This is a genomic window from Leptolyngbya sp. AN10, from assembly GCF_050565645.1.
GTDB lineage: Bacteria > Cyanobacteriota > Cyanobacteriia > Leptolyngbyales > Leptolyngbyaceae > Leptolyngbya.
The window spans coordinates 17,454-31,290 of sequence record NZ_JBNXVP010000045.1 but is presented as its reverse complement, the minus strand read 5'-3'; the positions used below and the strand labels follow the sequence as shown (position 1 = coordinate 31,290).

Genomic DNA, 13,837 nt, shown 5'->3' with positions numbered 1-13,837 from the left:
CAATGGAAAATCCATTTGTGATTAGTTATCGGGAATTGCGGGTCTATCAGGTTGCCTTTGAAAGTGCAATGCAGGTGTTTGAACGTTCCAGGGAGTTTCCCGCCCAGGAGCAAGATCAACTGACGATGTTTTTAATTCGAGCTTCGCGATCGGTCTGTGCAAACATCGCTCAGGCATGGCAGAAACGGCGAAGTCAGGAAGCGTTTGTCGCCCGATTGAATCAAGCGGAAACGGAAGCGGCAGCAACTCAGGTTTGGATTGAGTTTGCTGTGTTGTGTGGCTATCTCGATGCGGAAACTGGACAAGAGTTACATCACGAGTATCAGCAGGTTTTGGGGGATTTGGCTCGATTGAGTGAACACTCGGCGGCTTGGGTCGTGTCGGTAAATGCTGAATCTTGAGGAGAACGCATGGTTAGACGCAGGCGAAAGCAGCGAAAAGTGTTTGCTTGTGGTCATCGGGGATTTGGGCAGTATTGTCATCGGTGTGACCAAACAGGTGATCTTAAGCCTGTCGTTGTGGATGTTGTTCATCGTGTCAAAAAATCGAAGCGCGGTTCCTCTGGAGTTGCGATCGATGTTAAACACACTTGGCAACAACGCTTTGAGCGTGATCCGATCGAGTTAAGGCATCTACCGAAATCGACCATCGTCAAAACTCGGCGAATTTTGGATTTGCTCGATCGAGGTGTTGCGCCCGGAGAGTTGAAGGGAAGACGGTTTAATTTCGATCGTACTTTGCTTCGGATTCCAGTGTCGTATCGATATCGGTTGCTGTGTCGCTGGCAGGCAGATCGGATTGTGCCATTACAGGTGATGACGCATGAGGCTTACAATGCGATTTCGCGAAATAAGAAAGCACCGCGATTGGAGAAAGGTTAGAGCGATCGGCTAATTTACTAGGTCAAGTTTTTCTTGTTTCTAGATTGAGCGGATGTTTTCCTAATTTGAGTCATTGCCCTCGGCTTAGACATCTGAGGGCAATTTATTTTAAGTAGTGCGATCGCGTTTATACACAATGATTACTATTACTGTCCCCTTGCGGGGTAATGAAGTCCTGAACTGATGATTCTGTTGAGCAAGATAGTTCGGGTGTGTTTCCGTCCCCTTGCGGGGTAATGAAGTCCTGAACTCGTGTGACCACTGGTTCCACTCATCTGGGTGAAAAGTTTCCGTCCCCTTGCGGGGTAATGAAGTCCTGAACCTGATCTTATGTCTGAAACAATTTGGGCTAACAAAGGTTTCCGTCCCCTTGCGGGGTAATGAAGTCCTGAACCCGTCTACCATTTCCAAACCCAATGGGACCTTTGGTTTCCGTCCCCTTGCGGGGTAATGAAGTCCTGAACCTGGTATCTGGTACGCAGGAGGCAGTAAATAAGTAGTTTCCGTCCCCTTGCGGGGTAATGAAGTCCTGAACTTTGGTTTCGGCCTTTGGGCTTCTCCCGGTTGTGTTTCCGTCCCCTTGCGGGGTAATGAAGTCCTGAACCGGTACTTCGGTGAATTTCCCGAACCCCTAGGATGTTTCCGTCCCCTTGCGGGGTAATGAAGTCCTGAACTCTGAAGATGTCCGTGCGAAACTTGCCACAATTGTTTCCGTCCCCTTGCGGGGTAATGAAGTCTTGAATTCGTAAACGTTCTGAATGGAGCTTTGGAACAGGTGGTTTCCGTCCCCTTGCGGGGTAATGAAGTCCTGAACCTGTGGAGCCCAAATGGCAAACAGGTTGGACGAGAAAGTTTCCGTCCCCTTGCGGGGTAATGAAGTCCTGAACAAGATTATCGCACCTGCCGAATCACAGAAGGGCTAGTTTCCGTCCCCTTGCGGGGTAATGAAGTCCTGAACCCCAGTTACTCGATTTTTGGACGCTAGTTTTTTGTTTCCGTCCCCTTGCGGGGTAATGAAGTCCTGAACCGGAATGACCAGTGTTTTGAAGCAGAACGAAGCTTGTTTCCGTCCCCTTGCGGGGTAATGAAGTCCTGAACGGAGTATAAACCTCAGCCACCGACCGAGCAACCCGTTTCCGTCCCCTTGCGGGGTAATGAAGTCCTGAACATCTGCATCTCCCACGCCGCAACGTGTGGAAGAAGCACAGAGTTTCCGTCCCCTTGCGGGGTAATGAAGTCCTGAACCTATCTGAAGCAAGCAATAAGGGCGAAGAAATTACCAAGGTTTCCGTCCCCTTGCGGGGTAATGAAGTCCTGAACCCCAGCACTTTTAACGCCTTACGCAGCAAGGGTTTGAGATACCCTAATCTGAGGGAAGCATTTCTACCTAGTCAACAGTGAGAGATCATTCTCAACAAGCCTCACGGAGAAGAGGCTGAAACCCATGCTAGAAGCTTAATCTGAGGGATTCGACGAAACTATGCAGTTTTCAAGGTTCGGTCGTTTCCCTCAGATTAGCAGGTTCTCTATGGTTCGGAAATAAGTATATCTACTCCTTCCATCGCATCGGACGATACATCTCCTGCTCTCCGGTCAGACATCTAATATACTCCCATACCTGCAACTCAAAACATCGACGGTGATTCACTTTTAGCCCTGAATTTGGGTGCGAAATTTGCGTCTGTAACCGCTTCTCCCACTGCGTTAGAAATCGCTTCAACCCATCCGGATGTAAATACACCCCGCCTCGCTCATCCGGCGGCGTAAAATCCTCCGGCACTAACACCCTCTTATTCACCAAATACGCCACCAACGAGTCCACCACCAACGATCGGAACTCTTCAATCAAATCCGATACCAACGCCGCATGATTATCACGAGGAACGTGCAAATTCCCAAAATGCGTATGCAGCCCCGACACCTCCACCATTGAATGCAGATTCTGTGACAGCAACGTATACCCCAAACTCAACAAACTATTCACCGGATCAGTCGGCGGTCGCCGCGTCCGTCGCTCAAAATCCCACTCTCCCTTCAACAACGACCCAAACGCCGGAAAATACAAACTCGCCCCCTGTCCTTCATACCCCAACAGTCCCTCCACCGATTCCGCCAACTCCGCCAGCGCGATCAACTCTGTTAGTTGGGCGATCGCACTCGTCGCCACCTCAGTCTTACGCCGTCGATTCAACCGCATCAACAACACCCGCGAATTGTGCAACTTCGCCAATACGATCGCTTTCGCCTGCCGCAAAATGAATTCCTCGTCAAACGATCGCTGCACCTGATAAATCAAATACCGCACCTGCGCCTGTCCGGTCGTCTGCAACTGCCCAAAATACTTGCCGTTACTCGACAAATACAGCACCGGAATCTTATGCAACAAACACAACGACACCGCGCCATGCGACAAATTCGAGCAGCCAAACAGCACAATGTGCGTCACCCGATTCACCGGAACGCTGATTTTCAACTCATCTCGATGAAACACCTGAAATTGCTTATTCTGCACCCGCACATACGCCCCTTGATCCGTCACATACAGCGTCGTCATCGGCTCACTCCAATAAACATCTGTTGATCCCGTTCTCTGCACCCTCGGCGTTTTCACAATGCTGCAAGCCTTCGGCGGTCTTCCTCCCGATTTCGCCGCCCTCGGTTTCGTCCCCTCTGATTTGATCGCCCTTTCCGGCGCTTCCACCTGCCCCACCGCAAACCGATACCCCAAAAACACAAACGACTCATCCGGCGCAAAAATCTGCGTCTTCTCTGGCTGCAACGTCAGAAAACTCTCCTCCAGCCAGCCCTGCATCAAACTCAATGCCCGATTCGCCCCGATCCAACTCCCACAGACCACCAAGCAATCATCGCCATACCGCACCAACGGCAATCCCGCCTCCAGACACCGCCTGTCGAACTCTCTCAAATACAAATTCGCCAATGCTCCCGACAGCACTCCACCCTGCAAAACCCCCTGATTCATCCGCACAAACTGTCGATCGATCACCATCCCCGCTTTCAACTGCTGCTCGATCCACCGCAACATGATTGGCGCTAATCCCAACCGCTCCAACTCCGCAATCAACACCGCCCAACAAATACGATCGAAAAACTTCTCGATATCCGTCTTCAGCACCCAAACTGGCTGAGACTGATACATTTCCGCCACTCGTTCCACTGCCTGATGCGTCGAATATCCCGGACGATACGCATACGCCACCTCACTCAACGCCTGATCCAACTTCGGATAAATTGCTTGAAGCAAGTACCGCTGGAGAATGCGATCGCGAACGGTCGAAATTCCAACTAATCGCTTTCCTCCGTCTTTCTTTGCCAAGTAGAATCCTTTCGCTGGACTCGCTTCGTAAGTTTGCGATCGCAATTGTTTGTAGAGCGATCGCATCTGCTCCTCAACCACACCTGCAAACAACTCCACGGTTATTCCATCAATTCCCGCTGCTGGACTGCGTTGCTGCACCAACTCCCAAGCAATCCATAACTGCTGCTCTAAAATTCGCGGTTTCAAGCTCCAATCCGCTTTCATGAGTGACCTCCCAAATCGACTCTTTCATCATTGCCGTCGTCGATCCGAGTCTCGGTCTAAGTTCAAAAGCATCGTGTATAACTTTGTGTATGAGTTAAATCGTGACGATGGCAAGGCGAACTCTCAAAGCATCTGAAAAAGGTATCGATCGAGCCAAACGCGCTCTCAAACGATTGGGACTGACGCAAAAGGATTTAACGATCGAACCGCTGATTGCCTCTTGGGGAACGATCAACGGCTTTTTTAACGGTCGCCCGATTGACCACACGATTTTTAAGGAAATCTGTCATCATCTCGACCTCGATTGGAAAGAGATTTACGAGCCTCCAATCGAGGAAGATGAACCCATCCAAGCCTCTCAGCCGATTCAATCTTCTGAAGACTCGCTTTTCCTTGCTGTCCAACAAGAATCGATCGTCATACTGTTCCGAACTTCACAACTTCTGAGATTCGCACCGCTGCCGAAGCGTTCTTCCGAAAAATCGATCCTGAGCGCGGACGGACATTTGCTGATAACATTCTGTCGCTCTCAGCAGACAATCGCTCGCTCAGAGACATCATCGAAAATCCCTTACTCTTAGCTTTGCTCTGTGACTTATTTGCTCAAGAAGGCAATGTTCCACCGGATCTTACCGTAAGCAAACTATACAAACGATATTGGAGTGAGAAAATCGCTTACAGTCGTGCAGATCAAAGTGCTTTCAAGCCATTAGCGATCGAGAAAGAAAACCTCTGTCTCACGATCGCCCGTGTCCTGTTTGATCTCTCCCAATCCCGACTCTGTGAATCAATCTACCGCGACGAAATCGGAGTGCAATTCACAGAGCTAACCACTCAAGCCTATGCCGATCTTTTCAGTGAAGGCGTACTAGAAAGCTTACCTTCGAGTAAAATCCACTTCTTCCACCAAACCTTACTAGAATATGCGATCGCATATTGGCTCACCCGACAAACTGCCCAACCTCAACGCACTCAGTGGCTCGATCGTCTAAAAGCTCCCACCTCTGAACCGATCAATCATTGGTATCCCGTTCTCCGTCAATACCTAACCATCCTCGAAACCGATAACGAATTTGAACAGCTAGTAGAACAATTAGGCACAAAGCATCTCGGCATCTTTAGCGCGATCGTCTTTGCTGCCGCTTCTCGCGATCGTCCTGATGCCATTCTAAAACTTTTACCCATTGCTCTCGAATCAGGCGAAGCTTACCAAAAACGCCTTCAACAAGCGTTAGAATCTGCACCTCGCCAATTTGCAGAAGAAGTTTGGTCAGGTATGGTGTCCCTCCTATCACAAGGCAATCATGCGATCGCAGTCAATACGGCTCGGACTTTGAATGCTCTAGCCATTCGATGGTGGAATCAGTTAAGTCCAAGACTTGCTGATGCGATCGCTGCTGTGACGATGCGTTCTGAAATTCAGGAGCAATCGATCATTTTAGGATGGCTCGTTCAAGACAGTTTGACCCTCTTACAAGAGCGATCGAATCCAGCTTTATTAACTACATTACGTCAGTTTTATGCTCGATTTGGTTCAAGAAGCTGCGTCAAAATTATCCAGCTTCATTTTGATTGTGCGATCGAACTTCAAGAAGAATTACTAACTGTAATGCTCCAGCAGGCAATCCCGGACAATGTGGAGCTAGAAGATCTCACTGCAAAATTTTTAGCTGCATTTCTGGAGAAGAAACGCTGGTCTGCTTGGCTAGAAACCTTACACAAAGCAAATCCATCCGGTTGGGATGTCATCCAAGCAAGAGCGATCGGAATCTGTGCGGCTCAAAACCCTAAAATCATCGCCCTCATTTTCCAAGACCTGCTCACTGGTAGTCCAACCGAACCCAGACGCAACACGATCGTTCTTTCTGAAGCAATTCGTCAAGGAGCGGTTGCCCAAGTTGCTGAGCATCTGCTTCAATGCCCACTTGAACAACTCGAACCTCGATATTTCAGCGCAATCACTAGCTTTCTCAGAATGCAAGGACAACATTTCTCAGCCGAGCATCAAGAAGCGATCGCACAAAAGCTAAAACGCTTCATCACCCAATATCCAGACCGTCTTCGCCCTGCATTCGATACTCTAGCTGATCAATCAAGGACAGCGCGTGAACTCTTCCGGCAATTAGTGTCCGAACTCTCTCTCAAAAAGCAAGCTGAGTATGAAGGGCGACTTCTGCGATTTATCTCGATCGAGCAACATCCTCCGCTAGAAACCCTCAATAAAGAATCCCAACTTTTTCTCATCAAGCTCTATCAATCCCAAGTCCCTTCTTCCAAAAAAGCAGTTGAGCAAATCTTGCAAGCCACTCATTCCAAGTACAAGGAAGTTGCAACCGCAGCGTCTCAAGATTTGTATGCGCTATTAGGCGATCAACTCTCTCTAACAACTGTGATCGAACTTGTACGATCGCGCTTTCCAGGAGTGCGAGTGAACAGCTTAACTGCGATCGCTGAAATGACCGAACGAGGAAAAACGCTGACTTCCAACGAATTGACTGAAATTGCGATCGCGTTACAGCAAGAAGACAACCAAGCCATTGTTTCTTTATGGTGTGAGATTGTAGCAAACTGGATTCAGACACATCGTCAGATTCCACCGCATGTTGCAGAATCTGTTGGAAATCCAATGTTACGACTGGTGCAGAAGAAACTGCTAGATGGGGGAAGTTGTCGAACGGTTTTAGCGGCTCTAAAAGCAATCGCTCAAAGTGCTGGTAGTCAAGCTGAGATAGATATCGATCACTTAAAAGACTGGGTTGCAACTTTACTAACCAGCATTGATTTAATCCGGGTCATCAATAGCGAAGCTGAGGTAATTGATTTGCTGAGTGCAATTCATCGATTAGATACTGCTTTCATCGTGCGATTAGTCGAGCAAGAATGTTTAATTTTTTCGCAGCGAACTCGGTGGAAAAACATTACGCCGATTCTGAAAACGATTCGACGGATTGATCATGCGCGATCGCCTTTATTCGATCGAGTGCTGTCGAGTGACTGGTGTACTCCAGAAGTTGAGGGGATTATTCTGGAGATTCGTGGAATTTAGCGATTTGCCTTGACAGCTCCAAATTATTTTTTAATGTTCTAAATTACACAAATGCGAGTACGATTCAGATGTGGCGAATTCGTTTTAAAGATTCAAGCTGCCTGAGTAGTACTCATCGAACCATAGAGAACCCCCAAATCTGCGAGGGTCAGCCGAACCTTGAAAACCGCATAGTTTCGTCAACCCTCACAGATTGATTGCTGCGTAGGGATTTCAGGCTCATTTTCCGGGAGCTTATTGACACAAACCCCCTCTTATTGACAAGTACAAATGACCCTGACAGATTTGGGTATCTCAAAGCCTTGCTGTGTAAGGCTTTAAAAGTGCCGGGGTTCAGGACTTCATTACCCCGCAAGGGGACGGAAACTCGCACTTGAACCTTTTTCACCCGATTGTCTGTAAAGTTCAGGACTTCATTACCCCGCAAGGGGACGGAAACTTTGGTGCGGCTTTTGTGTTTTTCCTTGGTTCAGGACTTCATTACCCCGCAAGGGGACGGAAACAATGGAAGTTTTCGTTTTAGCACTGAAGCCTTTAGTTCAGGACTTCATTACCCCGCAAGGGGACGGAAACCCAAACACCACCCAGCCAATGATAGCCATAGTGGTGGTTCAGGACTTCATTACCCCGCAAGGGGACGGAAACAGCGGCAACGGATGATTGATTTGTCCTCGTATGAGTTTGATTTGTTAGGAAGAAGAAACGGATGGGCTGTGGATCTGTATCAGAGATTTACAAAGGCAGAAGAACTTAAAAACACACCGATCGACCATCCGTTTCTTTTCTCCTCACCAATCCCCCCTGTATCTCAACACACCCGCCATCCGTTGCCCTCAGATCCTCACCGAAGCCAGATACCCCTGTCTCCCATCAAACTCATACGTCAACACATCCTCAAACCTTGATCGCATTCCTAAAAACAGCGCAAACCCCACCGGACAAAACAACACCAAATGCACACATCGCGCCCCATAGCGATCGCGACACTCCCGAACTAACCGCCGCGCACTGATCGCTAAAGCCACCGCATCTCCATCCGACGCGATCGCATCTTCCCCTGTCCCAGAAACAGGCTCCGCACACACAACCGCATCAAACTTCCCAGACTGAAACAACCGAAACGCAGCCTCTCGCTCCGACCCAGTAACCGCCAACATCAACAGCAAATTCTCCCCCGGCTGTCCCGCCTCCTCAATCACATGAAACTTCACATCCGACCTCTGCGCCGAAGACTTCCAAAGCAGATTTCGACCAGATGTGCGCTGCAAAACCTGGAGCGTATACCCTTCCACCTCTAAAAACTTAGTCCCGATCGCGATCGCAGCACTTAGCGGCATCTGCCCTCGCACATCAATCACTGATCCCATTGGAAAAAACTTCTTCGCTTCATCCAAACTCGGAAACAACTGCTCATCCCAAATCTTTTGACTAGCAATTCGACGAGGAAAAACTTCCAGGTCAAAATGCTCTGTCCAATCTAGCTCCACAGTCGGCACACCTTCAAAGCTTCGTTGTTTCCATCCCTGTATCCACAAACTCAAAGGAGCAACAGCAGCCTGAGAAGGCTGAACAATTCGCGATCGCTGCATTTCCTCAACAACACCCCGCAAGGCTTTGGCAATACTCGCAAATGCCTCATCTTGATTCTCCCATTTCGTAATCGGCTTACCCTCTTTAGGGAGTGCTTGCAGCTTCCGAAACGGTGCTAACTCCCAATCGACAGGTTTGAGAATAATCGGAATCACCCTCGTCGATCCAGTTTCATGTCGTTCCAATGCCCGCTTCATTTCCAAGTCATAGCAATAGTCCGAAGCCAGAAAATTGACACTGACTAGCAGCAAAATGATCTGAGCCGTTTCCAGATGATGATCAATTGCACTTGCCCATTCTTGCCCCGCTGTAATTTCACGATCGTGCCACGAGGCGATCATGCCTTGACGCTCTAGCAGTCTCAGATGCTTTGCTAACTCATCCCGCAATGGTTCATCTGAGTGGGAGTAGGAGAAGAAGATGGAAATTGCCGATGAAGTCATTGCGTGATCAGAATGATTTGCTGTACGGGGTTATACCTCAATACGTTGAATTATGCGGTGATCAGTCAGAGTATGCGTTGTTTTGGAACGATTTTTTAAGGCCGTCCCGAATTTCAACGATCGCTCTATAATGAGACCAGAATTTGGCAACCCGAAGCGGGAGCAAGAACCTTGGGAGGTTTGCCAAAACGCCAGAACCAAGACAATTCGATAGTTTTAGCTCACGAGAAAAGTACCACAATCGTAGAAAAAATGCTGGGATCATAGTTTCAGATGACCTTTGCCAAAAGCGATCGTAGAACCTTTGTTCAGTAAAGGTTCTGGAGCGTGGACGATCAAACACACAAATCCCGGCAACGGGACTGAAACATCTATTTTCTGTAAGAGTAAACGCTTATACTTTTACGATCAAACACACAAATCCCGGCAACGGGACTGAAACAAGGCTGAAGCAAATCCGACCAAGGAAATCCCTCAGCGCGATCGCATTTCGCTGCGTCATCCTGATAGTTTACTAGCGTTTCTGGTGAGCCAAGCCGTTCCGCATCAAGCTGTTAATTTTGTTTGGGAGCATCCCCAATTCGCTGAGTTTTCGCCTCAAATTCAGCGCCAACTCATTCGGCTTAATCGAATTTTTCGAGGTTCCCTGTGGTAACATCTTGCCTGATCAAGCAATTGAGAATTGGTTCCTAAAATTAGAGCGCAATTCAGTAGCAGTAGAATTTCCCTGAAGGATGTTTCTAGCTATCAGAAGAGCAGCGCACCGATCGCCATGCGTTCATCTCTAACAATGTTCTGTTTGAGCAGGACGGTTGCTAAAATGATGAAGTGTAGCGCGGACGAATCTACACTTTTACAACAGTGCAAAGAAACAGGAAAATCCTGGAACTATACATAGAGGATTCTAAGGTGGGGTCAAAGAGATGGTAGTGCTATTTAGGAAAGGCTGGAGGAAATAGTACAGCTAGCCTTCGCTATCTTTCGTCTCAACGTTGCATTATAGTCATGCACAAAGTTCCAGATGGCTGCAATGTAGTTGTCGAGCTTCTTGGAAAAAGACAAGCTTTTTCTCACTAATCGCGACACTCGTTGTCTCAACGTGCAGTTGAATTGCTCAATGTAGCTTGTAAAACCGCTGTCTTTATCGACGGGGCGATGACGTTTACTGGGTAAAGCACCCGGATAAGCACTCCATCGGTCAGTGTAGATCACCGTGCACTGACGATAAATCGGCGGTAATGACTGCCAAAGCGCCGTCGCTGATGTGCCACTGCGATCACCAATATGCAGTTCCACAATTTCTCGTGTTGCCGCATCAATGGCTAACCAGACCCATTGCTCCTGTCCTTTGTCATTGACGAACGACCAAAGTTCATCCATCTGTACACTCAGGCGCTTTTTTGGCTTCTCGCTCACCTCCACTTGACGCTCCACTTGCTGAGATTTGCGATTGACATAGCGTTGAACCGTGTCTTCGGATAATTGCAGCACTCGTGCAATCCCCGCCAAGGAGATCCGTTCGAGCAACAATCGCTCAATCAATCCTTTCTGCTCCTCGCTTAACATTTGCCATTGCGGATCAAGCACGAACTGTCGTCCACAATCTCGCCATTTGTAGTTTTGCTTGCCATGTCGAGTATGACCATTTCGACTCACATCTTCAGACCCACAGCTTGGGCAAGGATAGATTTCTTGCATGATTTAAGACGAACTTGAGCAACGCTTTCTATTTTAGTTCTCATCATTTCCTTCAGGGCACTACCATTCCGCCCTGTCGAATCTTGCGAGTTCCAGTGGCAAAGCAGAGCCGCCAATCTCCTTCCAGTTGTGAGAATGAGTAACCGATCGCACTTTGCTTCGCTTCTTTTTCCGCCTGCAACAGTGCCTCCACAACTTCATTCGCATCCGGTCGGCTCACCTCAGAACCTTCAAATGCCAATGCAGCCTGTTGTAAAACAGCGAGAGAATCAAACAACGTAGAAGTCATAAGAATTAGGGCGAAGGAATAATCAAAATCATACAAAATTCGTCTCCCCACTCTCCACTCCCCACAAATTTAAAGAATTTAATTTCCCCATCTTCAAAGTGGGCGAATTTGTAAAGAAATGCCAAAATGATTGGATAGGTTTTTGTGGAACCCAATGGCATTTAATCCTGACAGCGCGAACTTTCTTCATACCGATGCAGAAGCCAACGACGCAAATGCTTTGTTGCGTTACCTTCAGCACCAACCCCCCGAAGTTTTAGAGCGGGTGGCTCGATCGGTCAGTCCCCAAGTCAAGCAAATCGTTTCCCACAACGTTCAAGGGTTAGTGGGAGTGCTACCGGGAGAGGGCTTCAACGTCAAAATCACCACCGATCGCGAAAATCTCGCAGGTCTTCTCGCTTCAGCCATGTTGACAGGCTACTTCCTCCGCCAAATGGAACAGCGGATGGAACTCGAAAACAATATTGACGAACTTTGAGCGCACCCGCTACAGATGCGCCTCGTCTCTATCTTTGTTTTGGAAATGCACCTGGACGAACCTGCACCGTCTGGGTACTATTTCCTCGTTTCACTTCAATCTGAAGCGGCGCACCGATTTGGCTCGCTTCGACCTGCGATTGCACATCGGAAGAGGTTTTTACCTCTGTGCCATTGATCTTTCTAATAATGTCACCGGGGCGTAAGCCTCCTTGGGCTGCGGGAGAATTGTCTGCGATTCGTGCGATGAAGACTCCTTGATCGTCGGTGATTTGCGCTTGACCGCCCGATTCTTTGTTCAATTCATCTCGAATCGCCGCCGTTAAGTCAATCATCTGAATTCCCAGATACGGATGATCAACGCTGCCTTTGGTGAAAAGCTGTTCTGCCACTCGTTGAGCCGTTTCGATCGGGATCGCAAATCCCAACCCCTGAGCATCCGCCCGAATCGCAGTATTAATGCCGATCACTTCACCCCGATCGTTTAATAAAGGTCCGCCCGAATTTCCTGGATTAATCGCTGCATCGGTTTGAATAAAGCTAACTCGCTTATCCGAAACGCCCACCTGACTGCTCGATCGACCCGTGGCGCTGATAATTCCCGCTGTCACCGTGTTATCGAGTCCGAGCGGGTTGCCAATGGCGATCGCCCATTGTCCCGGTACTAAACTGGTCGATTTTCCTAAAGTCACCGTCGGTAGCTGATTCGCGTCAATTTTTACCGCTGCCACATCCGTGACGGGATCAGTCCCCACGACGCGCCCTTCAAGTGTGCGCCCATCCTTTAGCGTCACTTCAACCGTATCAGTTCCCTCAACCACGTGAGCATTCGTTAACAAACGACCATCCGAACTGAGCAAAAAGCCCGATCCTGTTCCACGTTCAACTCGATCTTCGGGAGCCGGAACCTGATCCCCAAAGAATCTTTTAAACACTGGATTCCGAAACGCTTCTGGAACGTTGCTCGATACGCGACGAGTCGCATTAATTCGGACGACTGCCGGACCTGCTCGATCGACTGCCGAAGAAATAAAATTCTCGTTTTTGCTGGCATCGGGAGACACCGAAATCGTACTTGGGGGAGCTTGTTGCACCTGAAACGGTCGTCCACCTTGCTGGGTTAGATAGTGATTTGCCACTAAGCCAGCCCCACCACCAACAGCTAAGAGTGAAGCTCCGATCGCGACTTGTCTGAAGGAGAGAACCATAAACCTAAGCGCAGAAAAAACAGCGGTAGTATTCAGTTTATCTTTGCTGCTCCAATCTGGTCGGTATTTCTCGTAGCAAGACCAGAAGGGGCACGTTTTGGGATACACTTCTTTACACAGACTGCGCTATTTTCAAGGGTTTGAAGGCGCGGTGAACCAGTGATTTAGAAGATAAGGTTATGGCAAAGTTACGTTCTATTTTGGCGCTTGTCTGTTGTACTCTAATCGCGATCGTCATGGTCGGATGTAGTAGTCCTCAAGCTGTGAAACCGACTTACACTCCGGAAAAGATTGCGGAAATTCAAGGTTATGCTCAGGATTTGACGGCGTTAAGCGATCGCTTACCGGAACTGCAAGACTTAATTCAGAAAGAAGACTTTATTTTTGCTCGCAATTTCATTCATGGTCCGTTGGGTGAAATTCGCGTCATCATGAGCCGTGTTGCCGGAAGCTTGTTACCAAATGAGCAAAAGCCTGCACGTGATTTGGCAAAACAGATCGCGAATGATCTGGTCGAAATCGATCAAGCTTCAGCCGCGAATAACTATAAGGATGCAGTTCGCTACTATGGTGAAACGGTGAAAGATTTGGACGCTTTCACGAAGTTGATTCCGCAAGGTTAGCACCGGGAGGGCGAGGAATGAATTTGACACTGATTGAT

General features: G+C 48.5%; 11 protein-coding genes and 2 CRISPR repeat arrays. Of the genes, 6 read left to right on the top strand and 5 right to left on the bottom strand.

Annotated elements, in window-relative coordinates; genetic code table 11:
* Positions 1-2: 2 nt before the first annotated feature.
* Together ACQ4M5_RS35135 and ACQ4M5_RS35130 are read left to right on the top strand one after the other, a co-directional pair.
* Positions 3-401, top strand: a complete 399-nt coding sequence (locus ACQ4M5_RS35135; protein ID WP_430680437.1) for a four helix bundle protein — start codon at positions 3-5, stop codon at positions 399-401.
* A gap of 9 nt (positions 402-410) precedes the next feature.
* Positions 411-881, top strand: coding sequence for a DUF7682 family zinc-binding protein (locus ACQ4M5_RS35130; protein ID WP_430680436.1), 471 nt, complete (start codon positions 411-413; stop codon positions 879-881).
* Between the two features lie 145 nt (positions 882-1,026).
* A CRISPR array of direct repeats spans positions 1,027-2,201; the repeat unit is 36 nt; unit sequence GTTTCCGTCCCCTTGCGGGGTAATGAAGTCCTGAAC.
* 229 nt (positions 2,202-2,430) lie between these two features.
* Here the strand turns inward: ACQ4M5_RS35130 and cas1 are convergent.
* A complete protein-coding gene (gene cas1, locus ACQ4M5_RS35125; RefSeq protein ID WP_430680435.1) occupies positions 2,431-4,425 on the bottom strand; it encodes a CRISPR-associated endonuclease Cas1 in 1,995 nt (664 codons plus the stop codon).
* Positions 4,426-4,532: 107 nt separating this feature from the next.
* Between cas1 and ACQ4M5_RS35120 the strand changes: the two genes are divergently transcribed.
* Together ACQ4M5_RS35120 and ACQ4M5_RS35115 are read left to right on the top strand one after the other, a co-directional pair.
* The gene (locus ACQ4M5_RS35120; protein ID WP_430680434.1) at positions 4,533-5,006 is read left to right on the top strand and encodes a hypothetical protein; all 474 of its coding nucleotides are present in this window, start codon (positions 4,533-4,535) and stop codon (positions 5,004-5,006) included.
* A gap of 2 nt (positions 5,007-5,008) precedes the next feature.
* Positions 5,009-7,471: a hypothetical protein gene (locus ACQ4M5_RS35115; protein WP_430680433.1), complete on the top strand. Its 2,463-nt coding sequence runs from the start codon at positions 5,009-5,011 to the stop codon at positions 7,469-7,471.
* A gap of 331 nt (positions 7,472-7,802) precedes the next feature.
* Positions 7,803-8,116: direct repeats of the CRISPR family, unit length 36 nt; unit sequence GTTCAGGACTTCATTACCCCGCAAGGGGACGGAAAC.
* 188 nt (positions 8,117-8,304) lie between these two features.
* Here ACQ4M5_RS35115 and ACQ4M5_RS35110 read toward each other — a convergent pair.
* The 3 genes from ACQ4M5_RS35110 to ACQ4M5_RS35100 all read right to left on the bottom strand — a co-directional run bounded on the left by ACQ4M5_RS35110 (position 8,305) and on the right by ACQ4M5_RS35100 (position 11,491).
* Positions 8,305-9,504 (bottom strand): SAVED domain-containing protein, encoded by a 1,200-nt coding sequence (locus tag ACQ4M5_RS35110; protein WP_430680432.1) that lies wholly within the window; start codon positions 9,502-9,504, stop codon positions 8,305-8,307.
* 936 nt (positions 9,505-10,440) lie between these two features.
* Positions 10,441-11,202: an IS1 family transposase gene (locus ACQ4M5_RS35105; RefSeq protein WP_430680431.1), complete on the bottom strand. Its 762-nt coding sequence runs from the start codon at positions 11,200-11,202 to the stop codon at positions 10,441-10,443.
* A 52-nt stretch (positions 11,203-11,254) separates the two neighbouring features.
* Entirely contained in the window at positions 11,255-11,491 is a 237-nt protein-coding gene (locus tag ACQ4M5_RS35100) for a hypothetical protein (protein ID WP_430680430.1), read from the bottom strand.
* Positions 11,492-11,645: 154 nt separating this feature from the next.
* On the opposite strand from ACQ4M5_RS35100, the gene ACQ4M5_RS35095 reads away from it, so the two are divergent.
* Entirely contained in the window at positions 11,646-11,969 is a 324-nt protein-coding gene (locus ACQ4M5_RS35095; protein WP_430680429.1) for a DUF760 domain-containing protein, read from the top strand.
* A gap of 28 nt (positions 11,970-11,997) precedes the next feature.
* Here the strand turns inward: ACQ4M5_RS35095 and ACQ4M5_RS35090 are convergent, their stop codons facing one another.
* Complete coding sequence (locus tag ACQ4M5_RS35090) at positions 11,998-13,176, bottom strand: HhoA/HhoB/HtrA family serine endopeptidase (protein ID WP_430680428.1); 1,179 nt, start codon at positions 13,174-13,176, stop codon at positions 11,998-12,000.
* A 179-nt stretch (positions 13,177-13,355) separates the two neighbouring features.
* Between ACQ4M5_RS35090 and psbQ the strand changes: the two genes are divergently transcribed.
* Complete coding sequence (psbQ, locus tag ACQ4M5_RS35085) at positions 13,356-13,799, top strand: photosystem II protein PsbQ (protein WP_430680427.1); 444 nt, start codon at positions 13,356-13,358, stop codon at positions 13,797-13,799.
* Positions 13,800-13,837: the final 38 nt, after the last annotated feature.

Bases quoted from the DNA above. Each gene is read 5' to 3' on its own strand.
- ACQ4M5_RS35105 (WP_430680431.1), bottom strand. From the start codon at position 11,202: ATGCAAGAAATCTATCCTTGCCCAAGCTGTGGGTCTGAAGATGTGAGT.
- ACQ4M5_RS35100 (WP_430680430.1), bottom strand. From the start codon at position 11,491: ATGACTTCTACGTTGTTTGATTCTCTCGCTGTTTTACAACAGGCTGCA.
- ACQ4M5_RS35095 (WP_430680429.1), top strand. From the start codon at position 11,646: ATGGCATTTAATCCTGACAGCGCGAACTTTCTTCATACCGATGCAGAA.
- ACQ4M5_RS35130 (WP_430680436.1), top strand. From the start codon at position 411: ATGGTTAGACGCAGGCGAAAGCAGCGAAAAGTGTTTGCTTGTGGTCAT.
- ACQ4M5_RS35110 (WP_430680432.1), bottom strand. From the start codon at position 9,504: ATGACTTCATCGGCAATTTCCATCTTCTTCTCCTACTCCCACTCAGAT.
- cas1 (WP_430680435.1), bottom strand. From the start codon at position 4,425: ATGAAAGCGGATTGGAGCTTGAAACCGCGAATTTTAGAGCAGCAGTTA.
- ACQ4M5_RS35090 (WP_430680428.1), bottom strand. From the start codon at position 13,176: ATGGTTCTCTCCTTCAGACAAGTCGCGATCGGAGCTTCACTCTTAGCT.
- ACQ4M5_RS35135 (WP_430680437.1), top strand. From the start codon at position 3: ATGGAAAATCCATTTGTGATTAGTTATCGGGAATTGCGGGTCTATCAG.
- psbQ (WP_430680427.1), top strand. From the start codon at position 13,356: ATGGCAAAGTTACGTTCTATTTTGGCGCTTGTCTGTTGTACTCTAATC.
- ACQ4M5_RS35120 (WP_430680434.1), top strand. From the start codon at position 4,533: ATGGCAAGGCGAACTCTCAAAGCATCTGAAAAAGGTATCGATCGAGCC.